General features: G+C 65.9%; 18 protein-coding genes and 1 pseudogene. 8 read left to right on the top strand and 11 right to left on the bottom strand.

The annotated features are described in order from the left end of the window. The first annotated feature begins 99 nt into the window (after nt 1-99). The 6 genes and pseudogenes from AB4Z44_RS00525 (at nt 100) to AB4Z44_RS00500 (ending at nt 6,870) form a co-directional block, all read left to right on the top strand. Nucleotides 100-1,752: a GMC family oxidoreductase gene (locus tag AB4Z44_RS00525; RefSeq protein ID WP_404712141.1), complete on the top strand. Its 1,653-nt coding sequence runs from the start codon at nt 100-102 to the stop codon at nt 1,750-1,752. Nucleotides 1,753-1,762: 10 nt separating this feature from the next. Further along, nucleotides 1,763-2,656 (top strand): MBL fold metallo-hydrolase, encoded by an 894-nt coding sequence (locus AB4Z44_RS00520; RefSeq protein ID WP_404712140.1) that lies wholly within the window; start codon nt 1,763-1,765, stop codon nt 2,654-2,656. Beyond that, complete coding sequence (locus AB4Z44_RS00515) at nt 2,653-3,837, top strand: cytochrome P450 (RefSeq protein WP_404712139.1); 1,185 nt, start codon at nt 2,653-2,655, stop codon at nt 3,835-3,837. Before AB4Z44_RS00520 ends, AB4Z44_RS00515 begins: the two co-directional genes overlap by 4 nt. An 87-nt stretch (nt 3,838-3,924) precedes the next feature. Further along, nucleotides 3,925-5,172 (top strand): MFS transporter, encoded by a 1,248-nt coding sequence (locus AB4Z44_RS00510; protein WP_404712138.1) that lies wholly within the window; start codon nt 3,925-3,927, stop codon nt 5,170-5,172. A gap of 95 nt (nt 5,173-5,267) precedes the next feature. After that, nucleotides 5,268-5,822 (top strand): annotated as a pseudogene (locus tag AB4Z44_RS00505) (N-acyl homoserine lactonase family protein); the annotation flags it as partial. A 154-nt stretch (nt 5,823-5,976) separates the two neighbouring features. Beyond that, nucleotides 5,977-6,870: an NAD(P)-dependent oxidoreductase gene (locus tag AB4Z44_RS00500; RefSeq protein ID WP_404712137.1), complete on the top strand. Its 894-nt coding sequence runs from the start codon at nt 5,977-5,979 to the stop codon at nt 6,868-6,870. Nucleotides 6,871-7,015: 145 nt separating this feature from the next. Here AB4Z44_RS00500 and AB4Z44_RS00495 read toward each other — a convergent pair whose 3' ends face one another. Together AB4Z44_RS00495 and AB4Z44_RS00490 are read right to left on the bottom strand one after the other, a co-directional pair. Then, entirely contained in the window at nt 7,016-7,750 is a 735-nt protein-coding gene (locus tag AB4Z44_RS00495) for an SDR family oxidoreductase (RefSeq protein WP_404712136.1), read from the bottom strand. A gap of 102 nt (nt 7,751-7,852) precedes the next feature. Next, nucleotides 7,853-8,755: a LysR family transcriptional regulator gene (locus AB4Z44_RS00490; protein WP_404712135.1), complete on the bottom strand. Its 903-nt coding sequence runs from the start codon at nt 8,753-8,755 to the stop codon at nt 7,853-7,855. A gap of 100 nt (nt 8,756-8,855) precedes the next feature. Between AB4Z44_RS00490 and AB4Z44_RS00485 the strand changes: the two genes are divergently transcribed. Both AB4Z44_RS00485 and AB4Z44_RS00480 read left to right on the top strand, forming a co-directional pair. Further along, a complete protein-coding gene (locus AB4Z44_RS00485) occupies nt 8,856-9,911 on the top strand; it encodes an NAD(P)-dependent alcohol dehydrogenase (RefSeq protein WP_404712134.1) in 1,056 nt (351 codons plus the stop codon). A gap of 224 nt (nt 9,912-10,135) precedes the next feature. After that, nucleotides 10,136-11,092, top strand: a complete 957-nt coding sequence (locus tag AB4Z44_RS00480) for an AraC family transcriptional regulator (protein ID WP_404712133.1) — start codon at nt 10,136-10,138, stop codon at nt 11,090-11,092. Nucleotides 11,093-11,118: 26 nt separating this feature from the next. Here AB4Z44_RS00480 and AB4Z44_RS00475 read toward each other — a convergent pair whose 3' ends face one another. The 9 genes from AB4Z44_RS00475 to AB4Z44_RS00435 form a co-directional block, all read right to left on the bottom strand. Further along, nucleotides 11,119-11,901 carry an SDR family oxidoreductase gene (locus tag AB4Z44_RS00475; RefSeq protein ID WP_404712132.1) on the bottom strand — a complete coding sequence of 261 codons (783 nt, stop codon included), beginning with the start codon at nt 11,899-11,901 and terminating at the stop codon, nt 11,119-11,121. Between the two features lies 1 nt (nt 11,902). After that, entirely contained in the window at nt 11,903-12,109 is a 207-nt protein-coding gene (locus tag AB4Z44_RS00470; protein WP_404712131.1) for a hypothetical protein, read from the bottom strand. Nucleotides 12,110-12,233: 124 nt separating this feature from the next. After that, complete coding sequence (locus tag AB4Z44_RS00465) at nt 12,234-13,793, bottom strand: phytoene desaturase family protein (protein ID WP_404712130.1); 1,560 nt, start codon at nt 13,791-13,793, stop codon at nt 12,234-12,236. A 157-nt stretch (nt 13,794-13,950) separates the two neighbouring features. Beyond that, entirely contained in the window at nt 13,951-15,096 is a 1,146-nt protein-coding gene (locus AB4Z44_RS00460) for a serine hydrolase domain-containing protein (RefSeq protein ID WP_404712129.1), read from the bottom strand. A gap of 138 nt (nt 15,097-15,234) precedes the next feature. Next, complete coding sequence (locus AB4Z44_RS00455; RefSeq protein ID WP_404712128.1) at nt 15,235-15,987, bottom strand: SDR family NAD(P)-dependent oxidoreductase; 753 nt, start codon at nt 15,985-15,987, stop codon at nt 15,235-15,237. Then, on the bottom strand, nt 15,984-16,400 hold the full coding sequence (locus tag AB4Z44_RS00450) for a nuclear transport factor 2 family protein (RefSeq protein ID WP_404712127.1): 417 nt from the start codon (nt 16,398-16,400) through the stop codon (nt 15,984-15,986). The genes AB4Z44_RS00455 and AB4Z44_RS00450 overlap by 4 nt, the downstream gene beginning before the upstream one ends. Further along, a complete protein-coding gene (locus tag AB4Z44_RS00445) occupies nt 16,397-16,879 on the bottom strand; it encodes a nuclear transport factor 2 family protein (protein WP_404712126.1) in 483 nt (160 codons plus the stop codon). Before AB4Z44_RS00445 ends, AB4Z44_RS00450 begins: the two co-directional genes overlap by 4 nt. Then, nucleotides 16,879-17,271, bottom strand: a complete 393-nt coding sequence (locus AB4Z44_RS00440) for a carboxymuconolactone decarboxylase family protein (RefSeq protein ID WP_404712125.1) — start codon at nt 17,269-17,271, stop codon at nt 16,879-16,881. The genes AB4Z44_RS00445 and AB4Z44_RS00440 overlap by 1 nt, the downstream gene beginning before the upstream one ends. An 11-nt stretch (nt 17,272-17,282) precedes the next feature. Then, a complete protein-coding gene (locus tag AB4Z44_RS00435; protein ID WP_404712124.1) occupies nt 17,283-18,497 on the bottom strand; it encodes a serine hydrolase domain-containing protein in 1,215 nt (404 codons plus the stop codon). Between the last annotated feature and the right edge of the window lie 161 nt (nt 18,498-18,658).

The following is an 18,658-nucleotide window of genomic DNA, read 5'->3' as shown; positions in this document are numbered from 1 at the left end:
TCCGCCCCCGCCCCGCTATTCCCAAACGGAAATAAATCGTGGGCTGGTCGCCTGCGCGAGAGGGTAACGACATGAACGGGTCCGGGAGCGACAGCAAAAATGCCTGATCCGTTGACGTTCGATTATGTCGTCGTCGGCGGCGGCACCGCCGGCGCGGCGCTCGCGGCGCGGCTGGCCGAGGGCAGCAATCGTACGATCTGCCTGCTCGAAGCGGGCGGCAAGGACAACCATCCCTTCATCAAGGTGCCCGCAGGCGTCGCCGCCGCGATCGGCACCAAGAAGCTCAACTGGCGCTTCGAGACCGTGCCGCAGCCGGGCATGAACGGACGCCGGATCGGCGTGCCGCGCGGGCGCGTGCTCGGCGGATCGGGATCGATCAACGGCATGGTCTATTTTCGCGGCCATCCGACGGACTTCGACGACTGGTCCGACAATGGCGCGCCCGGCTGGTCTTATGCCGAGGTGCTGCCCTACTTCACGCGCAGCGAGAATAATGCTGATTTCCCGGCCTCGGTCTTCCACGGCAAGGGTGGACCGATCGGGGTAAGCTATGTGCGCAATCCCAACCGGCTCAACTACGAATTCCAGGAAGCCCTGGGATCGATGCAATATCGCTTCTGCCCCGATTTCAACGGCGCCAATTCGGAAGGCTATGGCTTCCGCCAGGGGCTGATCCGGGGCGGTATCCGCGAGAGCACCGCGCGCTCGATGCTCGCGCCGGCAGCGAAGCGCCCTAACCTGCACGTCCTCACCGATGCCTGGGCCGCGCGCATCCTGATGGATGGACGCCGCGCGATCGGCATCGAGCTGGTCGACGGCCGCCGGGTGATGGCGCGCGGCGAGGTGATATTGTCCGCCGGCACGGTCCAGTCGCCGCAATTGATGCTGCTGTCGGGCATCGGGCCGGGTGCGCATCTGCAGGATATGGGCATCGGCGTCGCGCACGATCTGCCGGGCGTGGGGCGCAATTATCACGACCATGTCGCCTCCCCGCTCCACATGGAGACCGACGTTGCCACCTCCTACGGCGTATCGTGGAAGGCGCTGCCGCGCGGCATGTGGAACGTGCTGCAATATCTGTTCGCGCGCAAAGGCCCGTTCGCGGGCAATGTGTTCGAATCGGTCGCCTTCCTGCGCACCGATCCGTCGCTCGATCGCCCCGACGTCCAGTTCGTGTTCCAGCCCGCCAAGCGCTTGACGACCAAGCTCCCGCTCCCGGTCGGCCATGGCTATGCGCTGAGCCCGGTCGCGCTCTACCCCAAGAGTCGGGGCACGCTGACTTTGGCAAGCCCCGATCCGCGCGCGGCGCCACTCATCGATCCGCAATTGCTGAGCGTAGCGAGCGACATCGATCCGCTGGTGCGCGCGCTCAAGATCGCACGGCGCGTCTTCGCCACCCCCTCCTTCGCGCATTATCACGGGGTCGAGGTCGCGCCGGGGCCGGCTGTGACCGCCGACGCAGATCTCGAAAACTATATCCGCAACACCGGCTACACCGTCCACCATCCGGTCAGCACGTGCCGCATGGGGCTGGACGATCAGGCGGTGACCGATCCGCATACGCTCAAGGTCCACGGGATCGAGGGGTTGCGGGTGGCCGATGCCTCGGTCTTTCCGTCGATCGTCGGCGGCAACACCAACGCGCCGACGGTGATGGTGGCCGAGCGCGCGGCGGACTTCATTCTCGGCCGGCCGGCCCTGCCCGCCGCCGTGCTGCCACCGGAATCAGTCGCACGCAAAAAAGCGGCGTAGGGAGAGAGATATGGCCGTCGAGCATATGCGTTCGTGGAAGGTTGGCGATGTCACCGTCACCACGATCGTCGAATTGTGGGACTTCCACGATCATATCAACATGACGATCGAGGATGCGGTGCCCGAGGAGGTGATCGCGACCGAGTGGCTCTACCCGCATTACGCCTCGCCCGATGGCGAGCAGCGGATGAACTTCCAGGGCTTCGTCGTGCAGACGCCCGACAAGGTCGTGATGGTCGATACCTGCATCGGCAACGGGCGCGAGCGCGGCTTCGACGTGTTCTCCAATCTCCAGACCAGCTTCATGGAGGATCTCGCCTCGCTCGGCATCCAGCGCGAGGATGTCGACATCGTGCTGTGCACCCACCTCCACCACGATCATGTCGGCTGGAACACGATGTTCGAGGACGGCCAATGGGTGCCGACCTTCCCCAACGCGCGCTATCTGTTCGGCCGCAAGGAGAAGGAAGGGTGGGAGGAATTCCGCGCCCATGGCGATCATGACATCCGCCATCTGGTCGACTCGATCGATCCGATCGTCGCGGCGGGGCTCGCCGACATCGTCGAGGCGGACATCCAGGTTACCCCCGAGATCCGGCTCGAGCCGAGCCACGGCCACACGCCCGGCCATTATCACGTCCGCATCTCCTCGCAGGGCGAGGAAGGCGTGATCACCGGGGACCTGATGCACCACCCGATCCAGTGCAAGATGCCGCACCGCACCGCCCGGTTCGATCTCGACAAGGAGGCCGGGCGCGCCACGCGGATCGGCTTCGTCGAACGCTATTCGGACAGCAACGTGCTCGTCATCGGCAGCCACTTCGCCGATCCGAGCGCGGGCTACATCACCGGCAAGGGCGCCGACTGCAAGTTCACCGGCGTCGCCGCGGAGGAAAGCGCATGAGCAAGCCCGTCCCCGATTATCCGTACGACATTTTCACCCACGACGCGGTGCGCGAGGCGCGCGCGGTCGATGATGCGTTGCGCGAGCATGCGCCGGCGGTGCGGCTCGCCGACGGCACGGTGATGATCGCCCGGCACGAGCATGTCTCGAAGGGACTGATGGACTGGAAGAGCTTCTCGTCCACCTCGCGCCCGTGGCATGATCCGACTTCGCTGCGGCCGGAAATCCTGCTGACCGACGATCCGCCGGCGCACACGCGCGTGCGCACCGTGATCGGCGGTGCGCTCTCGCCGCGCGTGCTCGATCGGTTGCGCGAGCATTTCAATGCCGAGGCCGATGCGCTGGTCGCTGAACTGAAGGCGCGCGACGGCGAGGTGATCGATGCGGTCGGCGAAATCACCCAGCGCTTCGTGTTCCAGGTGCTGCCCGACGCGCTCGGCCTGCCCGACGAGGGGCGCGAGCATATGCACGGCTTCAGCAACATGGTGTGGGCGACGATGGGCCCGCAGAACGCCCTGTTCGACGAGGCGATGGTCGAGGATTTCACCCCCGTCATCGCCTGGCTCGACCGCACCTGCGATCGCGGCGCGCTCGATCCGGATGGCATCGGCGTGCTGCTGTTCGACGCCGCCGATCGCGGCCAGATCACCCAAGCCGAAGCCAAGTTGCTGCTCCAGACCGTGCTCTCCGCCGGCGCGGACACGACCTACATCACCATGGCGAATGCGCTGCAGGCATGGAGCCTGTTTCCCGACGAATATGCCAAGGTGCGCGCCAATCCCAAGCTGATCCGCAACGCCTTTGACGAGAGCCTGCGCTGGGATTCGCCATCACGCATGGCCGGGCGGATCACCGCGCAGGATGTCGAGATCGACGATTATCTGATCCCCGCCGGCACGCGCTGCGGGTTGATGTTCGCCGCCGCCAACCGCGATCCGCGCTTCTGGGACGCACCCGACGAATATCGGGTCGAGCGCGACCTGAAGCACAGCGTCGGCTGGGGCTATGGCGTCCACGCCTGCGTCGGCCGTACCCTCGCACAGATCGAGGCGCAGGCTTTGCTCGGCGCGATCGCGCGCGAGGTGACGAGCATCGAGAAGGCCGGCGAACCCGAACCGTGGATGACCACCGTCGGCCACGGCCCGACCCGTCTGCCGGTGAAGCTGCACTTCGGTGAGTGAGGCTGAGGTTGCCGCAAACAACCGTCACCCTGAACTCGTTTCAGGGTCCACCGTGCGTGCCGCACTGTCTGTGGTGAGGCTTGGTGGATGCTGAAACAAGTTCAGCATGACGAAGTGGGCGGCAGGCGGCCGACCCTCCTTACCTACGAAAACGGTCTCCTCCTCCTGCTCGGGGTGACGTTCGGTGTCGTCTTCATCGACCGCAATGCGCTCACCACGCTGATGCCGTTCATCCAGAAGGAGTTCGGCCTCAGTAACACGCAGGTCGGGCTGCTGGCGGCGTGCCTGTCGATCACCTGGGGGCTGTCGGGCTATGCGATCGGCGCGATCTCGGACCGGGCCGGGCGGCGCAAGCCGTTTCTGATCGCGGCGGTCCTGCTCTTCTCGCTGACCGCGATGGTGTCGGGCTTCGCGCAGGGTTTCCTCAGCCTGCTGGTCGCGCGGCTGGCGATGGGGCTGGCCGAGGGGCCGGTGTTTCCGCTGAGCCAATCCCTGCTCGCGACGACCTCGTCCGAGCATCGTCGCGGGCTCAATGCCGGGCTGATGCAGGCGACGATCACCAGCCTGATCGGGCTGATCGCCGCCCCCGTCCTGCTCGTCACCGTCGCGGACAGCCATGGCTGGCGCGCGGCTTTCTACGTCGCCTCCGTGCCCGGACTGCTCATGGCGCTGCTGATGGCGCGCTTCATCCGCGAGCCCAAGGTCGCGCGTCCGCTCGCGGCGGAAGGGCATGGGGGGATGCCGCAGATGGCGCTGCTGCGCGTGCGCAACGTCATGCTCTGCCTGGGCATCGCGATCTGCGAAGTCTCGTGGATGGTGATCGCCTGGGCGTTCCTGCCTCTCTATTTCACCCAGATCCGCCATTTCGCCCCCGAGACGATGGGCTATCTGATCGGTGCGCTCGGCGTTAGCTCTGCCATCTTCGGGCTGGCTTTGCCGGCTCTGTCCGATCGGATCGGGCGTAAGCCGGTGGTCGTCTTCTTCTCCGCGGTCGCCCTGATCATCCCGCTGGGGGTCGCCTTCGGCCCGCCCGATCCGCTGATGGCCGGCATATTGCTGCTGATCGGGTGGAGCGCGTCGGGCATCTTCCCGATCTTCATGGCGACGATCCCGGCCGAGAGCGTACCCGCCTCATCGCTCGGGGCCGCGATCGGGCTGGTCGGCGGACTGGCTGAAGTGCTGGGTGGCTTCTTCGGGCCACCGGCCGCCGGGCTGTTGGCGGATCGCTTCGGGCTCGATGCGCCGCTGGTGCTGATGGGCGTGTTGGCGGTGATCTCAACCATCCTCGCACTGGGCTTGATCGAGACCCATCCGCGCCGCAGGGCCGCGCCGTGAGCGACATCCACCACCGCATCCTCGCCATCCGCTACGGGCACCATACGCGCAAGGCCGCGGCGAACTTCATCGGCGGCGACGATCACGCGACCGACATGCCGCTCGATTATTATGTGTGGGCGATCGTGCGCGAGGGCCTGGCGCCGATCGTGGTCGATACCGGCTTCGACGCCGCCACCGCCGCGCGGCGCGGACGCGCGTTGCTCCGCCCGGTCGATCAGGGGCTGGCCGAGGCAGGGATCGATATCGCGGCGGTGGAGGACGTGATCGTCAGCCACATGCATTTCGATCATGCCGGCAGCCTGCCCCTGTTCCCCAAGGCGCGCTTCCATATCCAGGACGCCGAAATGGCCTTCTGCACCGGGCGCGCGATGACCGAGCGGGTGGTGCGCGCGCCGTTCGATGCCGCGCCGGTCGCGCAGATGATCCATATGCTGTTCGGCGATCGCGTCGTCTTCCACGCCGGCACGTCCCAAATCGCGCCGGGGGTGAAGGTCCACCATCTCGGCGGCCATACGGCGGGGCTGCAGGCGGTCGAGGTCGCGACCGCGCGCGGGCCGGTGATCCTCGCCTCGGATGCGGCGCACCTCTATGCCAATATCACCCGCGCGGTGCCCTTCCCGATCGTGATCGACGTTCCGGCCTATCTCGCCAGCCTCAAGCGGCTGCTCGATCTGGGTGGCGATCTCGATCATGTCATCCCCGGGCACGATCCGCTCGTGCTTTCGCAGTTCCCCCGGTCGCCGGCGCGACCGATATCGTGCGGGTCGATCTTCCCCCTGCGCGTCCAATCAAGGAGTGTTTATGACGAGCATCGGCTTCATCGGTCTTGGCCGGATGGGCGCGGGCATGGCGGGGCGCCTGGTGGGCGCCGCCGACGAGCTGATCGTGTACGACGTGAACGAGGCGGCGGTCGCCGATCTGGTCGCACAGGGCGCCAAGTCCGCCGGTTCGGCGAAGGAGATCGGCGCCGCGTGCGACGTGGTCTTCGCGAGCCTGCCGAGCCTCAAGATCGTCGAGGATACGTTGATCGGCCCCGACGGGGTCGCCTCGGGTGGGCGGGTGAAGGTGATCGTCGATCTCTCTACCTCGGGCTCGCAGCTCGCGCAGAAGCTCGACGCGGCGTTGCGCCCGCTCGGCATCGCCTCGTTCGACGCCCCCGTCTCGGGCGGGGTGAAGCCCGCGCGCGAGGGGCGGCTGTCGCTGATGGTCGCGGGCCCCAAGGCGCAGTGGGAGGAGATCGAGCCCCTGTTCCTGCGCATGGGCAAGCCCTTCTACATGGGCGAGACGCCGGGCGCGGGGCAGACGATGAAGCTCATCAACAATCTGATGGGCGCGGTCGCGATCGCGGTCACCGCCGAGGGCGTGACGATGGGCATCAAGGCCGGGCTCGACCCCGCTTTGATGATCGACGTGCTCAACCAGTCGACCGGCCGCAACTCGGCGACGCAGGACAAATGGCCGCGCTCGGTGCTGCCGCGCACGTTCGATTTCGGCTTCGCGACCGGGTTGAGCCTCAAGGATATGCGGCTGTGCGCCGACGAGGCGGCGGCGCTGGAGACGCCTATCCCACTGGGCAGCATCGCGCTCTCGCTGCTGGAGCGCACCGCCGAGAAATATGGCGAGGGCTCGGACTTCACCTCGATCGCGCGGATCGTCGAGGTCGATGCCGGGCTGGATCCGGAGCGGAAGGCTTAGATCCTCCCCGCTTTGCGGGAGGGGAACCATCGCGCAGCGATGGTGGAGGGGCGGTGCCACGAGCGTTGTACCCAGCCGGACCGCCCCTCCACCACGTCGCTACGCGACGCGGTCCCCCTCCCCTGCAAAGCAGGGGAGGATTTGATTACGGCATCACCTGCCTGACCGGCCGTACCAGCATCTCCTCCACCAGCACCCGCGCCGGCTGCGCAAAGGCGAACCCGATCGCATTGGCGATGTCCTCGGCTGTCAGCGCATCCAGCGCCGCGCGGCGTTTCTCCAGCATGCCGTCGGGCGTCTTGTCGCCCCATTCGGTCCAGACCGAGCCCGGCTCGATCACCGTAAAGCGGATGCCTTCCTCACCATATTCCTTGCGCAGGCAATCGTGGAAACCGATCACCGCGAACTTGGTGGCGTTGTAGACGCCCCAGCCTTCGATCCCGTAGCGGCCGCCGATGCTAGACACGGTCGCGACCATCGCCCCCGGCCGCCCCTTCAACAGCGGCAAGGCGGCATGGGTACAGTGGAGCACGCCGTAGATGTTGGCGTCGATCTGGGTCTTCCAGTCGGCCGGATCGGACTCGCCGAACTTGCCGTAGATGCCCACCCCGGCATTGTTGACGAGCAGGTCGAGCCCGTCGAACCGCTCGCCGACTTCGCCGAACAGCCGCTTCACGTCATCGGCATTGCCGACATCCGCGGTCACCGCAAACGCCGCGTCACCCAATTCCTCGGCCAGCGCCGCGATCCGATCCGCGCGCCGCGCGACCAGCGCGAGCTTCATGCCCTCGGCCACAAGCAGCCGCGCGGTCGCCTCGCCGATCCCGCTTGATGCGCCCGTGATGATCGCCGTCTTGCCGGTCAGGTTTTCCAGTTTCATGTCTCTTCCTTCGCTGCGCCCCGTCGCATCCGCATATGGGCGGTGTACCGGACGAGGATAATCGGCCCGTTTCGCAGCAGACTGCTGAAATCCAGCCACCAGTCAGGCGTCGGCGCCGATCGCGCGCACCAGATCGACGAACGCGCGTACCCCGCTCGGCAGCAAGCGGCGGCTCGGATAATAGATATGATAGCCCGGGAAAGGCGGGGTCCAGTCATCGAGCAGGGTCACCAGATCGCCGCGCGCGATCGCGGGTTCGGCGATCGCGGCGATGACGAAGGCGATGCCGACGCCGGCCACCGCGGCAGCGACCGCCTGCTCCATCGTGCCGACCGTGATCGGCCCGGTCACGTCGATCGCCCATTCCTGCCCGCGATGCTCGAACTCCCAGCGATAGAGCTTGCCGCTGCCGAGCCGGAAGCGGATGCAATCGTGCCGCGCGAGATCGTCGGGCACTTTGGGTGCGCCATGCGCGGCGACATAAGCGGGCGAGGCGATGGCGATGAAGCGCTCGTCGCCGCCGAACGGCACCGCGATCATATCCTGCGGCACAGCCTCGCCCAGCCGCACGCCGATATCGAAGCCTTCGGCGATCACGTTGACCCAGCGTTGATCGGTGACGAGATCGAGATGGACGTCGGGATAGAGACGCCGGAATTCGGGGACGATCCGCCGCAGCAGGATCTCGTTGCCGCGCGCCGAGGCGTTGATCCGCACCGTGCCGTTGGGCCGCTCGTTGAGCATGCGGATATCGGCGAGCGCCTCGTCGAGCCCAGTCAGGACCGGACTGAGGCTGCCAAGCAATCGGCTGCCCGCCTCGGTCGCGGCGACGCTGCGGGTGGTGCGGTTGAACAGGCGCAGGCCGAGCCGTTCCTCCAGCCCGCGCATCATATGGCTCAAGGTCGAGGGCGAGACGCCGAGTTCGTCGGCGGCGGCGCGGAAGCTGCGATGGCGTGCGATCGTCGTGAAGGCCGAGAGTTCGACGAGGGTGGGACGGTCATTCATGGCCTTTGGCCACTAACGCATGCGCATTATGCGGGATAGTCGCTGGAGCGCGCGCGGCCTAATTCAGCCTCCGTCCAAGCCCCCCAGCACGGAGTCCCCCATGCAGACCAAGGCCTTTGCCGCCCAGACCCCCCAGAGCCCGCTCGCCGAAACCGTCATCGAGCGGCGCGAGCCCGGGCCGAAGGATGTGCTGATCGACATCCTCTATTGCGGTGTCTGCCATTCCGATCTCCACACTGCGCGCGGCGAGTGGGAGGGCATCCGCTTCCCGTCGGTGCCGGGCCACGAGATCGTCGGCCGCGTCACGCAAATCGGCGGCGAGGTGAGCAAGGTCGCGGTCGGCGATATTGTCGGCGTCGGCTGCATGACCGACAGCTGCCGCGTCTGCGCCTCGTGCCACGACGGCCTCGAACAATATTGCGAGGGCCCGCACGGCTTCCAGCAAACCTATAGCGGCTGGCTCGACGGCTATGGCGAGAATACGCTCGGCGGCTATTCGGCGGCGATCACGGTCGACGAGCATTTCGTGCTCAAGGTCAACCATGGCGAGGCCGATCTGGCCGGCGTCGCGCCTCTGCTGTGCGCGGGCATCACCACCTGGTCGCCGCTGCGCCATTGGAATGCGGGCCCGGGCAAGAAGGTCGGCGTCGTCGGCATCGGCGGGCTCGGCCATATGGGCATCAAGCTCGCCCATGCGCTCGGTGCGCACGTCGTCGCCTTCACCACGTCGGAGAGCAAGCGCCAGGACGCACTCGATCTCGGCGCCGACGAGGTGGTGATCTCGAAGGATCCGGAGGCGATGGCCGCGCATACGCGCAGCTTCGATCTGATCGTCGATACCGTCGCCGCCAGCCACGACCTCGACGCGTTCATCACCCTGCTGCGGCGTGACGGCGCCCTGGTGCTGGTCGGCGCGCCCGAACAGCCGCACCCCTCGCCCTCGGTTTTCCCGATGCTGCTCGGCCGCCGCTCGCTTGCGGGCTCCGCAATCGGCGGGATCCCCGAGACGCAGGAGATGCTCGATTTCTGCGCCGAAAAAGGCATCACCGCGCAGATCGAGATGATCGCGATGCAGGATATCGAGGCGGCCTATGCGCGCATGCTGAAGAGCGATGTGAAGTATCGGTTCGTGATCGATATGGCTTCGTTGAAGTGAGGTAGGCGGGAGGGAGCGACTCCCTCCCGTTCGTCCCGAGCGTAGTCGAGGGGCGCTTAGCGACAGCACGATCGCTGCCTAACGTGTCTCGACTTCGCTCGACACGAACGGAGCTCCCCCGCCCGTTCCCACAAGCCACCGCGCACCGGCTTGACCCCCGCTCCGCTTGACCTACGATACCCCGCATAAGGATCGGCCCGAACCGGCCGGCGGGAGAGACTGGAATGGCGCTGCTCGAGAAGCTCAGCACCGACAATATGGCGCCGCGCGACCGGCTGCCTTTCTGGAACGATCTGGCCGTGCGTATGGTCGCGCCGGTCAGGATCGAGGCGCTCGGCGGCCATGATTTCAAGGCGAGCATGCAGTGGCGCCGCCTCAAGAATCTCGAAATCCTTGCCCCCACCTCCTCCCCCGCCCAGATCATCGGGGGCGAGGATCAGGCAGCCGGAGTGCTCAATCTCCAGCTCCAGCATATCGGCCGCAGCACCAACGTCACCGCCGGGCGCACCAGCGTTCTGGAGGAAGGCGATTTCATGCTGTTCGATCCGTCGATGCCGATGAACACCAGCTTCGTCGAGCCGACCCAGGTGCTCGTGCTGCGGCTACCTCTGGCCTATACCGAGGCGCGCATGCCCCGCCTGCGGCAGATGGCGGGGGTGAAGATGCCAGGGCGCACGGGGCCATCGGCACTCTTTTCAAGCTTCATCCGCAATGCGTGGGCGCAGCTTCAGTCGGACGATTGCGACTGGGCCGATACGCTCGACGAGGTGATCTGGCCGTTGCTCGACATGGCCTATTCGTCCGAGCGGATCGTCACCGCCGACGTATCACGCCGCGACGAGCGCCGCCGCGCCTTGTTCGCGGCGGTGAGCGACAATCTGTGCGACCCGGATCTGGACTCGCGCCTGATCGCGCGCGCGATGGGGGTGAGCCCGCGCTACGTGCAGATGCTGTTCGCCGAGATGGCGACCACGCCGAGCGCGTTCATCCAGGAGAAGCGCCTCGATCTGGCGGCGCAACGGCTGGAGCGCGATGGGCCGAAGGTGGCGATCACCGACGTCGCGTTCGATGTGGGGTTCAACGATCTCAGCAGCTTCTGCCGGGCGTTCAGGCGCCGGTTCGACGTGTCGCCGCGGGATTATCGGGCGGGGATGAGACGCGCCGCGCGGCTGAATTCCTAATCCTCCCCGGCACGGGGAGGATCTATTCAATGCCGGATCGTCGATAGCGCGCCACCGTCGACCGGCCAGGCCGATCCGTTCACGAATGACGCCTCGTCGGACAGCAGGAACGACACGACATGGCCGACCTCGGCCGGCTTGCCGCAGCGATCGAGCGTCGCCACGCGCCCGAGAGTCCTGAGGCCCTCCTCGATCCCGCCCTTGAACATCTGCACCAGGATCTCGTTGAGCAAAGGTGTCTCGATCACGCCGGGCTCGACGCAATTGACGCGAATGCCGAGCGGGCCGAGGTCGCTGCCGGCGGTACGGGTGAGGCCGACCACGCCGTGCTTGGCGGCATTGTAGGGCCCACCACCCGCCAGACCGCGTTCCGAGCCGATCGAGGCCGTGTTGACCACCGCGCCTTTGCCCTGCGCGACCATCTGCTTGAGCACATAATGCAGGCCGAGAAACACGCCGCGCAGGTTGACCGACATGATACGATCATATTCGGCGATCGGATATTCGTGGATCGGCGCGATTGCGCCTTCGACGCCGGCATTGTTGAAGAAGCCGTCGATCCGTCCGAATTTGGCGACGGTCGCATCGACATAGCCGATGACATCCTCTTCCTTGCTGCAATCGGCGCGGAAGGTTTCGATGGTGGCGCCGGTCGCGCGCAGCTCGGCCCCGCGCGCCTCCAGCGCATCGCCGGTGATGTCGACCAGCATCAGCCTGGCGCCCTGCGACGCGAGGATCTCGGCGGTGGCGAAGCCGATAGCGCCCGCGGCGCCGGTGATGATGATCGCGCGGTCCTGATGGTTCGGCATGTCAGCCCTTTCGGAACGGGAGGGTGAGCAGGAAGAAAATCAGCTTCGGCGTGAGCAATTTGAGCGCGGCGCGCGCTTCCTCGGGCGTCAGCCGCGCGGTCATCGGCATGGTGCCGAACACCTTGCCCTTGAGCACCAGATCGTCGCCCTTCCGCTCGATCTTGCTGATCGTCATCAGCTCGCTCTTGTCGGCGGAGTAGATTTTCACGAGGCACCCCCAACCATATCGTCATGCCAGCGAAGGCTGGCATCTCGGGAGGCAAGCGCGCTCTCTAATCTCCCAAGATCCCAGCCTTCGCTGGGATGACGCTGGAGGTGGGCCAGCTTGGGCATCATACCCGCACATCCTCGATATCGATGTCGATATCCTCAAGCAGCACCTGCGCGGTCGCGCGGCCCGCGCCGAACACGCCGCCGCCGGGATGTTGGAACGGGCCGACCAGGAACAGCCGGTCGACGCCCGGCACGCGATACTGGCCGAGTTCGGGCGTCGGGCGATGCGCGCCCGACTGGTAGGTCGTCGTGGCGATGCCGTGGAGATCGCCGCGCAGGAAGCTCGGCGAGGTGCGCTCCATATCGACCGGCGAATCGACGTGGAAATCGAGGATCGCGTCGGGGATATTCTCGATGAAGACGCCCATGCGATCGATCATCACCTTGGCATAATCGCGCTTGGTATCGTCCCAGCTCGCGCCGTCGGGGCGATGATAAGGCACATAATCCCATGCGTGCAGGATCGCCTTGCCCTCGGGCACGCGGCTCGGGTCGAATTGCGAGAGTGAGCCGAGGCCGACGAGCGGCGTGCGGACGAAGCCGCCATAGCGAAGATCGTCGAACGCGCGGCGGAGCGTCTCGTAGCTTTCGGGCATCAGCTCGATCATCACGGCGTCGACATCGGGCGCCTTGAACCTGAGCGGGGCGTCGAGCGCTGCATGGACGGTGATGCAGGCGGCGTCGGTGATCTGGGTGCGCAGGGCACCGGCGGCGACCGGTGCGGGCAGGCTCGGCACCAGCTCGGGCAGCAGATGCGGGTGGATCGCGCCGATGATCGCGTCCTTGGCCATATGGCGCGTGCCGTCTTCCAGCACGACCCCGGTTGCGCGGCCGCCCGAGGCGAGCACCTCGCGCACCTCGGCGTTGGCGATCACCTGACCGCCATGCGCCTCGATACAGGCGATCAGCGCGTTGGTGAGGCTGCCGCTGCCGCCTTGCGCGACGCCGAAGCCGAACTTCTCGAGGAATCCCAGGAAGACGTACATGCCGATGCCGGTCGCCTTCTCGTCGGGCGAGACGAGATTTTCGCCGGCGACGCGCGCGAAGTGCATCCGCACCTCATCACTCTCGAAGAGTTCGCACAGATGGTCGTGGCTCGACATCTGCATGACGCGCCATAACTCGCGCCCCTCATGGCTCGAATCGAGCATCATGTTGCCCGCGCCGACCGGCATCGGCGGCGTGTAGAGCGAGGCCTGGATCATCGGCAGCCATTGCGCCGCCTGCGCCGAGACCTTGCGGAAGGCGTCGGCATCCCTGGCCGAAAATTTGGCGATATCGGCGGCCGATTTCTCGCTGTCGCGATACAGTTTGAGCGTTCGGCCATCCTCGAACACCGACATCATCGGGGTTTCGGGGAAGAGATATTTGAGCCCGTAGCGGCTCTTGAGCCCGAGCTCGTCATGCACCAGCAGCGGATTGCCCTGGATGAAGATGTGGCTCATCGAATGCTGATCGTGGCGGAAGCCGGGCCGGGTCAGCTCGCGCGTGACCACCCCGCCGCCGAACCAGGGGTTGCGCTCCAGCACGAGCACCTTCTTGCCCGCGACCGCGCAATAGGCCGCGGCGACGAGCCCGTTATGGCCCGAGCCGATGGCGATGATGTCGGCGTCGGCCATGCTCAAGCGCTCCAGAAAAGCCCTCTCCCTGTGGGAGAGGGTTGGGTGAGGGTTTCCAGGCTGTGAGGTGGGACGCGTCGGCTGACGCCGCCGCTCCCCCTCACCCCAACCCTCTCCCCGCCGGGGAGAGGGAGTCCGGTTGGCGCTCGCGTTCGTGTCACACGCACGCCGAGACCACGATGTCCGACAGCTTCTGGAAGCGCTCGATATTCGCCGCCTGCGTCATCACGCCTGCGGTCAGGCAGGCGAAGCTCACGTCCAGTTCGGGATCGACCCAGAAGAGCGCGCTGCCAGCACCATAATTGCCGAACGTCTCGGGCGAGGTCAGCGTGCCGAGCTGGTGGTTGAAAATCTTCGTGCCGCGCACGTTGAAGCCGAGACCCATATAAGCCGGCCCCGGCTCCCAGCCCGAACGCACCGCGACGCCGCGATAGAGTTCGTTGGGCATGTCCGCGGTCCACACCTTGCGCGCGACCGCGATCGTGCGCGGCGAGAGGATGCGCACGCCATCGAGCTCGCCGCCCCGGCGCAGCATTTCGGCGAAGCGTGACAGATCGGGGACGCTCGACGCGCAGCCGACATGCGGCGCCTCGACATCGGGATCCTCGAACAAGGCATGGTCGCCGGGAAGCGTACGGCTGAGATGCTTGATCGGCACGGTGCCGCGCATATCGGGCTTGACGTGGCGATCGCGCAGATCGGGGCGCAGCCCCATCGAGGTGCTCGTCATGCCGAGCGGTTCGAACAGATCCTCGCGCAATATATCGCGGAAGCGGCGGCCCTTGGGATCGGTGCGGCGCAGCGCCTCCCCCATCAGCACATGGTTGGCGAGCGGCGAATAATCGCAACGCTGGCCGGGCTCGACCAGCCCATGGACATTCTCCACCACCGCCTCGAGCAATTCCTGCAAATTGTCGAGATACATGCCGGGCTTCGGCATCCACACACCCGGCATACCGGTAGTGTGGGTGAGCAGGTGGAAAAAGGTCACGCGGTCGCGGGGTGACCCGGTGAATTCGGGGATGATGTCGGCGATGCGCGTGGTGAGCGCGAACCGGCCCATCTCGATGGCGCGCAGGATCAGGATGTTGGTGAAAGCCTTGCTGGTCGAGAAGATCGAGAAGACGCTGTCCTTCGCCAGCGGCTTCGTCCCCTCGGAATCGCCCGCGCCGATCGCCTCGTCGAAGCCGACCGCGCCGCCGCGCGCGACCTTCAGCACCGCACCGAAATAGGCGCCTTTGGCGACATCCTGTTCGATCACCGTCTTCAGGTGATCGAGCCGTTCCTGCGAAAAGCCGCTCATGGCTTCACTCTCCCAAAAACCGATCCGTCCCCCTGATCGTCATCCCAGCGAAAGCTGGGATCTCAGGAGGATAAGAGCGCCCGCTACTCTCCCGAGACTCCAGCCTTCGCTGGGGTGACGATGGAGGGCAGGCGCCAACTACCCCGCAGCGATGATGCCGCCGTCGATCGCCAGCATCGCCCCGTTGATGAATTCCGCATCCGGGCTCAGCAGGAAGGCCACCGCCTTCGTCACGTCGTCCACCCGCCCGATCCGGCGCAGCGGGATCGAGGCGGCCCGCTTGGCATATTCCTCCTCGGTGACGAAACCGAGCGTCGCCGGCGTCGGCACCGAGCCAGGCGCGATCGCATTGACGCGAATCCCGCGCGGGCCGAGCTCGCCCGCCAGCACCTGCGTCAGCACCGCCACCGCGCCCTTGATCGCGGTGTAGGCGCCGGTGTTGGGCCGCCCGCGATAGGCGACGGGCGAGGAATAATTGATGATCCGCCCGTCGGTGCCGTCCTCGTGGTTTTCGAGGAAGGCCTGCACGCCCCAGAACACCGTTTTGAGGCCGGCATCGAGCATGCGCTGGAGCGTATCCTCGGTCACAGCCTCGATCCGCTCGTAGACCAGCACCGACGCATTGTTGATCAGCGCGTAGAGCTTGCCATGCTTGCCGGCGAAATCGGCCGCGGTCGCCTTGAAGTTGGCCTGCTTCGACAGATCGACCGCATAGCTTTCCGCCGTACCGCCCGCCGCGCGCACCGCATTGGCGACCTTCTCGGCCGACGCGCCGTTGATATCGCACACCGCGACGATCGCGCCGAGGCTGGCGAGATGCAGCGCCAGCCCCTCGCCGAGCCCGCGCCCGGCGCCCGAGATCAGGATCGGCTTGCCGGCGAGATCGGTCATGACGTCATGCCGAACAGGCGGGCGACATAATGGCTGTCCATATATTCGTGCAGCCGCGCGATCTTCCCGTCCTTGAGGCGGAAGATCCAGGCATAATCGTTGCGATATTCGCGCCCGTCGGGCAGCCCGCCGACGCTGTAGCTCTCGACCGCGACCATATCCCCATCCGAGATCAACGCCTTCACGAACACCTTCGGATCGCCCTCGTTGAACATCCCGCGCACGGGGCCGAGGAAATCGTCGATGATCTGATTGCCCTTATATTCGCCGGCGCCGGGAATATCCTTCACCATCGGCTGCCACACCGATTTATCGTTGAGGAACGGGCGGATATTGTCGAGATCGCCGGTCGAAAGGCCGGTGAAGAAATCGAGCACGAGCTGCTCGTTGGCGTTCTTCGCGGTGACGCTCATTTCGTGATGCCCCTCTCCTCGTCGGTCGCGGGAGGCATTTGCGGGATGTGCCCGCCCTGGTGCAGCGCCACCGAGCCGATCCGCTTCTTGAATTTCCAGCCCTCCGCGGTGCGCACGAACACGTCGTCGAACGCGCCGAAGAAGATGCCGCCGCCTTCCTTGGGCGTGCTGCGATCGGGATCGGGGTTCGAGATCATCGTGACGTAGCTGCGGCCGCGCGCCTCGTCCTCCGACACGACCTCGATCAGGATGTTGGTCATGACATGCTGGGTCATGATCGGCTTGCGGTTGCGGAAGATGTTTCCCACCGCCGTGCGCCCGTAATAAGGGTGGGTCGGATCGAGCGGCCGCGCAAATTCGCAATCATCGGTGAACAAAGCCGCGAGCGCGTCATTCTCCTTGTAATCGTTATATTGCGCGAACTGCAGCACGAGCCGCTCGCACGCGCGTTCGATCAGAAGCCGCTGGATATCGTCCATCACCCCTCCTTATTCGCCGCTTCGATCTCGGCAAATGCTTCGTTGGCGATGCGGAAGCTGTCGACCGCGCACGGCACGCCGCCGTAGATCGCGACCTGCAGCAGCACTTCGCTGATCTCTTCCTTGGTCACCCCGTTGGTGAGCGCGCCGCGGACATGTGCCTTCAACTCGTGCGAGCGATTGAGGATCGAGATCATCGCCAGGTTGAGCATCGAGCGATCGCGCTTCGACAGGCCCTCACGCCCCCAGACCGCGCCCCAGCAATATTCGGTGACGAGATCCTGCAGCGGCTTGTTGAAGCTGTCGGCGCGCGCGAGCGCCTTGGTGACATACTCCTCGCCGAGCACGGCCTTGCGGATTTCGAGACCCTTGTCGTAGGTTTCCTGACCCATTTGGAATTCCTTCAGTTTACAGCGCTGTAGAGCGCGTCGATCAGCCGGCGCGCGCGGGGGCCGTTATCGCCGACCGCATGCATCTTGTTGCAGGCATAAGAGAAACCGAGCTTGGCATCGGGATCGCCGAAGCCGATCGATCCGCCGATGCCGTGATGCCCGAACGAGCGCGGATTGGGGCCCATATAGACCGCGACCGGCGAGTTGAGCAGCACGCCGAGCGCCTGATGATAGGGGCGTTCCTGCAGCAATTCGGTCTGGTTGTGCTGTTCGGTGATCATGGCTTCCATGCCACCGCGCGACATCAGCGAAACGCCGTCGACCTCACCCACCGTGGCGCCGTATATGCGGGCCACGCCGCGGGCATTGCCGTGGCCGTTGCCGCTGGCGATCTCGACCTCGCGCCAGATCTTGGAGTTGAGCGTGTCGTACCAAGGCTCGTCCGGATTTTGGCGGAAGGCGAGCGGGCGCAGGGTCGTGCCGTCCCACACCGGATCCTTCGGCATCTCGACATCCTTGGCCGCGAACAGCCGCGCGCCGAGATTGGGCATCACCTCGGCGACATGGCTCTGCTCGTCGGCCGTCATGCCGCCGATATAATATTCGGCATGAAGCGGGGTCGTGACCTCGGACCGCAGGAAGGGGCCGATCGTCTTGCCGGTGGCGCGGCGCAGCACTTCGCCGAGCAGAAAGCCCTGGTTATGGACGTGGTAGGCCGCCTGCGTGCCCGGCTCCCACAGCGGCTCCTGCACCTCGAGCGCCTTCACATAGGCTTCGCGATCGTAGAAACCGCCCGGCCACATCGGATCGTTGGTGAGGACCGGGATTGCCGCGCGATGATCGAGCAGCCAGCGCACCGGGATGTCGGCCTTCCCGTTTTGCGCGAATTCGGGCCAGTAATGCGCGACCGGCAGGTCGATATCGATCAGCCCGCGATCGACCGCCATGTTGAAGCAGATGCCGGTGACGCCCTTGGCGACCGACATCATGCACACAGTGCTCGCGGCATCCCACGGATCGGTGCGCGCCCCGTCGCGATAGCCGCCCCAAATGTCGACCACGGTCTTGCCGTCGATCACGACCGAGCAGGCGGCGCCGGTCTCGTCCTCGTGGACGAAATTCTCCTTGAACGCGTCGACCACCGGCCGGAAGGCCGCCTCGTAGCTGCCGCGCACCGGAAAGTGCGAACCGCGGGCCTCGACCTCTTCGTTCAGCTGCTCGCTCACGCCGCTCTCCTTGCTTCGTCCGACCCCTAGGAAGGGGGCGGTGGACCGGCTTGGCGGGGAGCGAAGGCGGTTTGATCGCTTGCGAAGGGTGGGGCCGGAACGATAGCGGCGATCGCATCGCCTACCCGTCATGCTGAACTCGTTTCAGCATCCACCAGGCA

The sequence above is a fragment of the Sphingomonas sp. MMS24-J13 genome (assembly GCF_044905095.1).
In the GTDB taxonomy this organism is placed as follows: domain Bacteria; phylum Pseudomonadota; class Alphaproteobacteria; order Sphingomonadales; family Sphingomonadaceae; genus Sphingomonas_I.
Note: the sequence above shows the minus strand (reverse complement) of the source record. Positions and strands in the feature narration are given on the sequence as shown.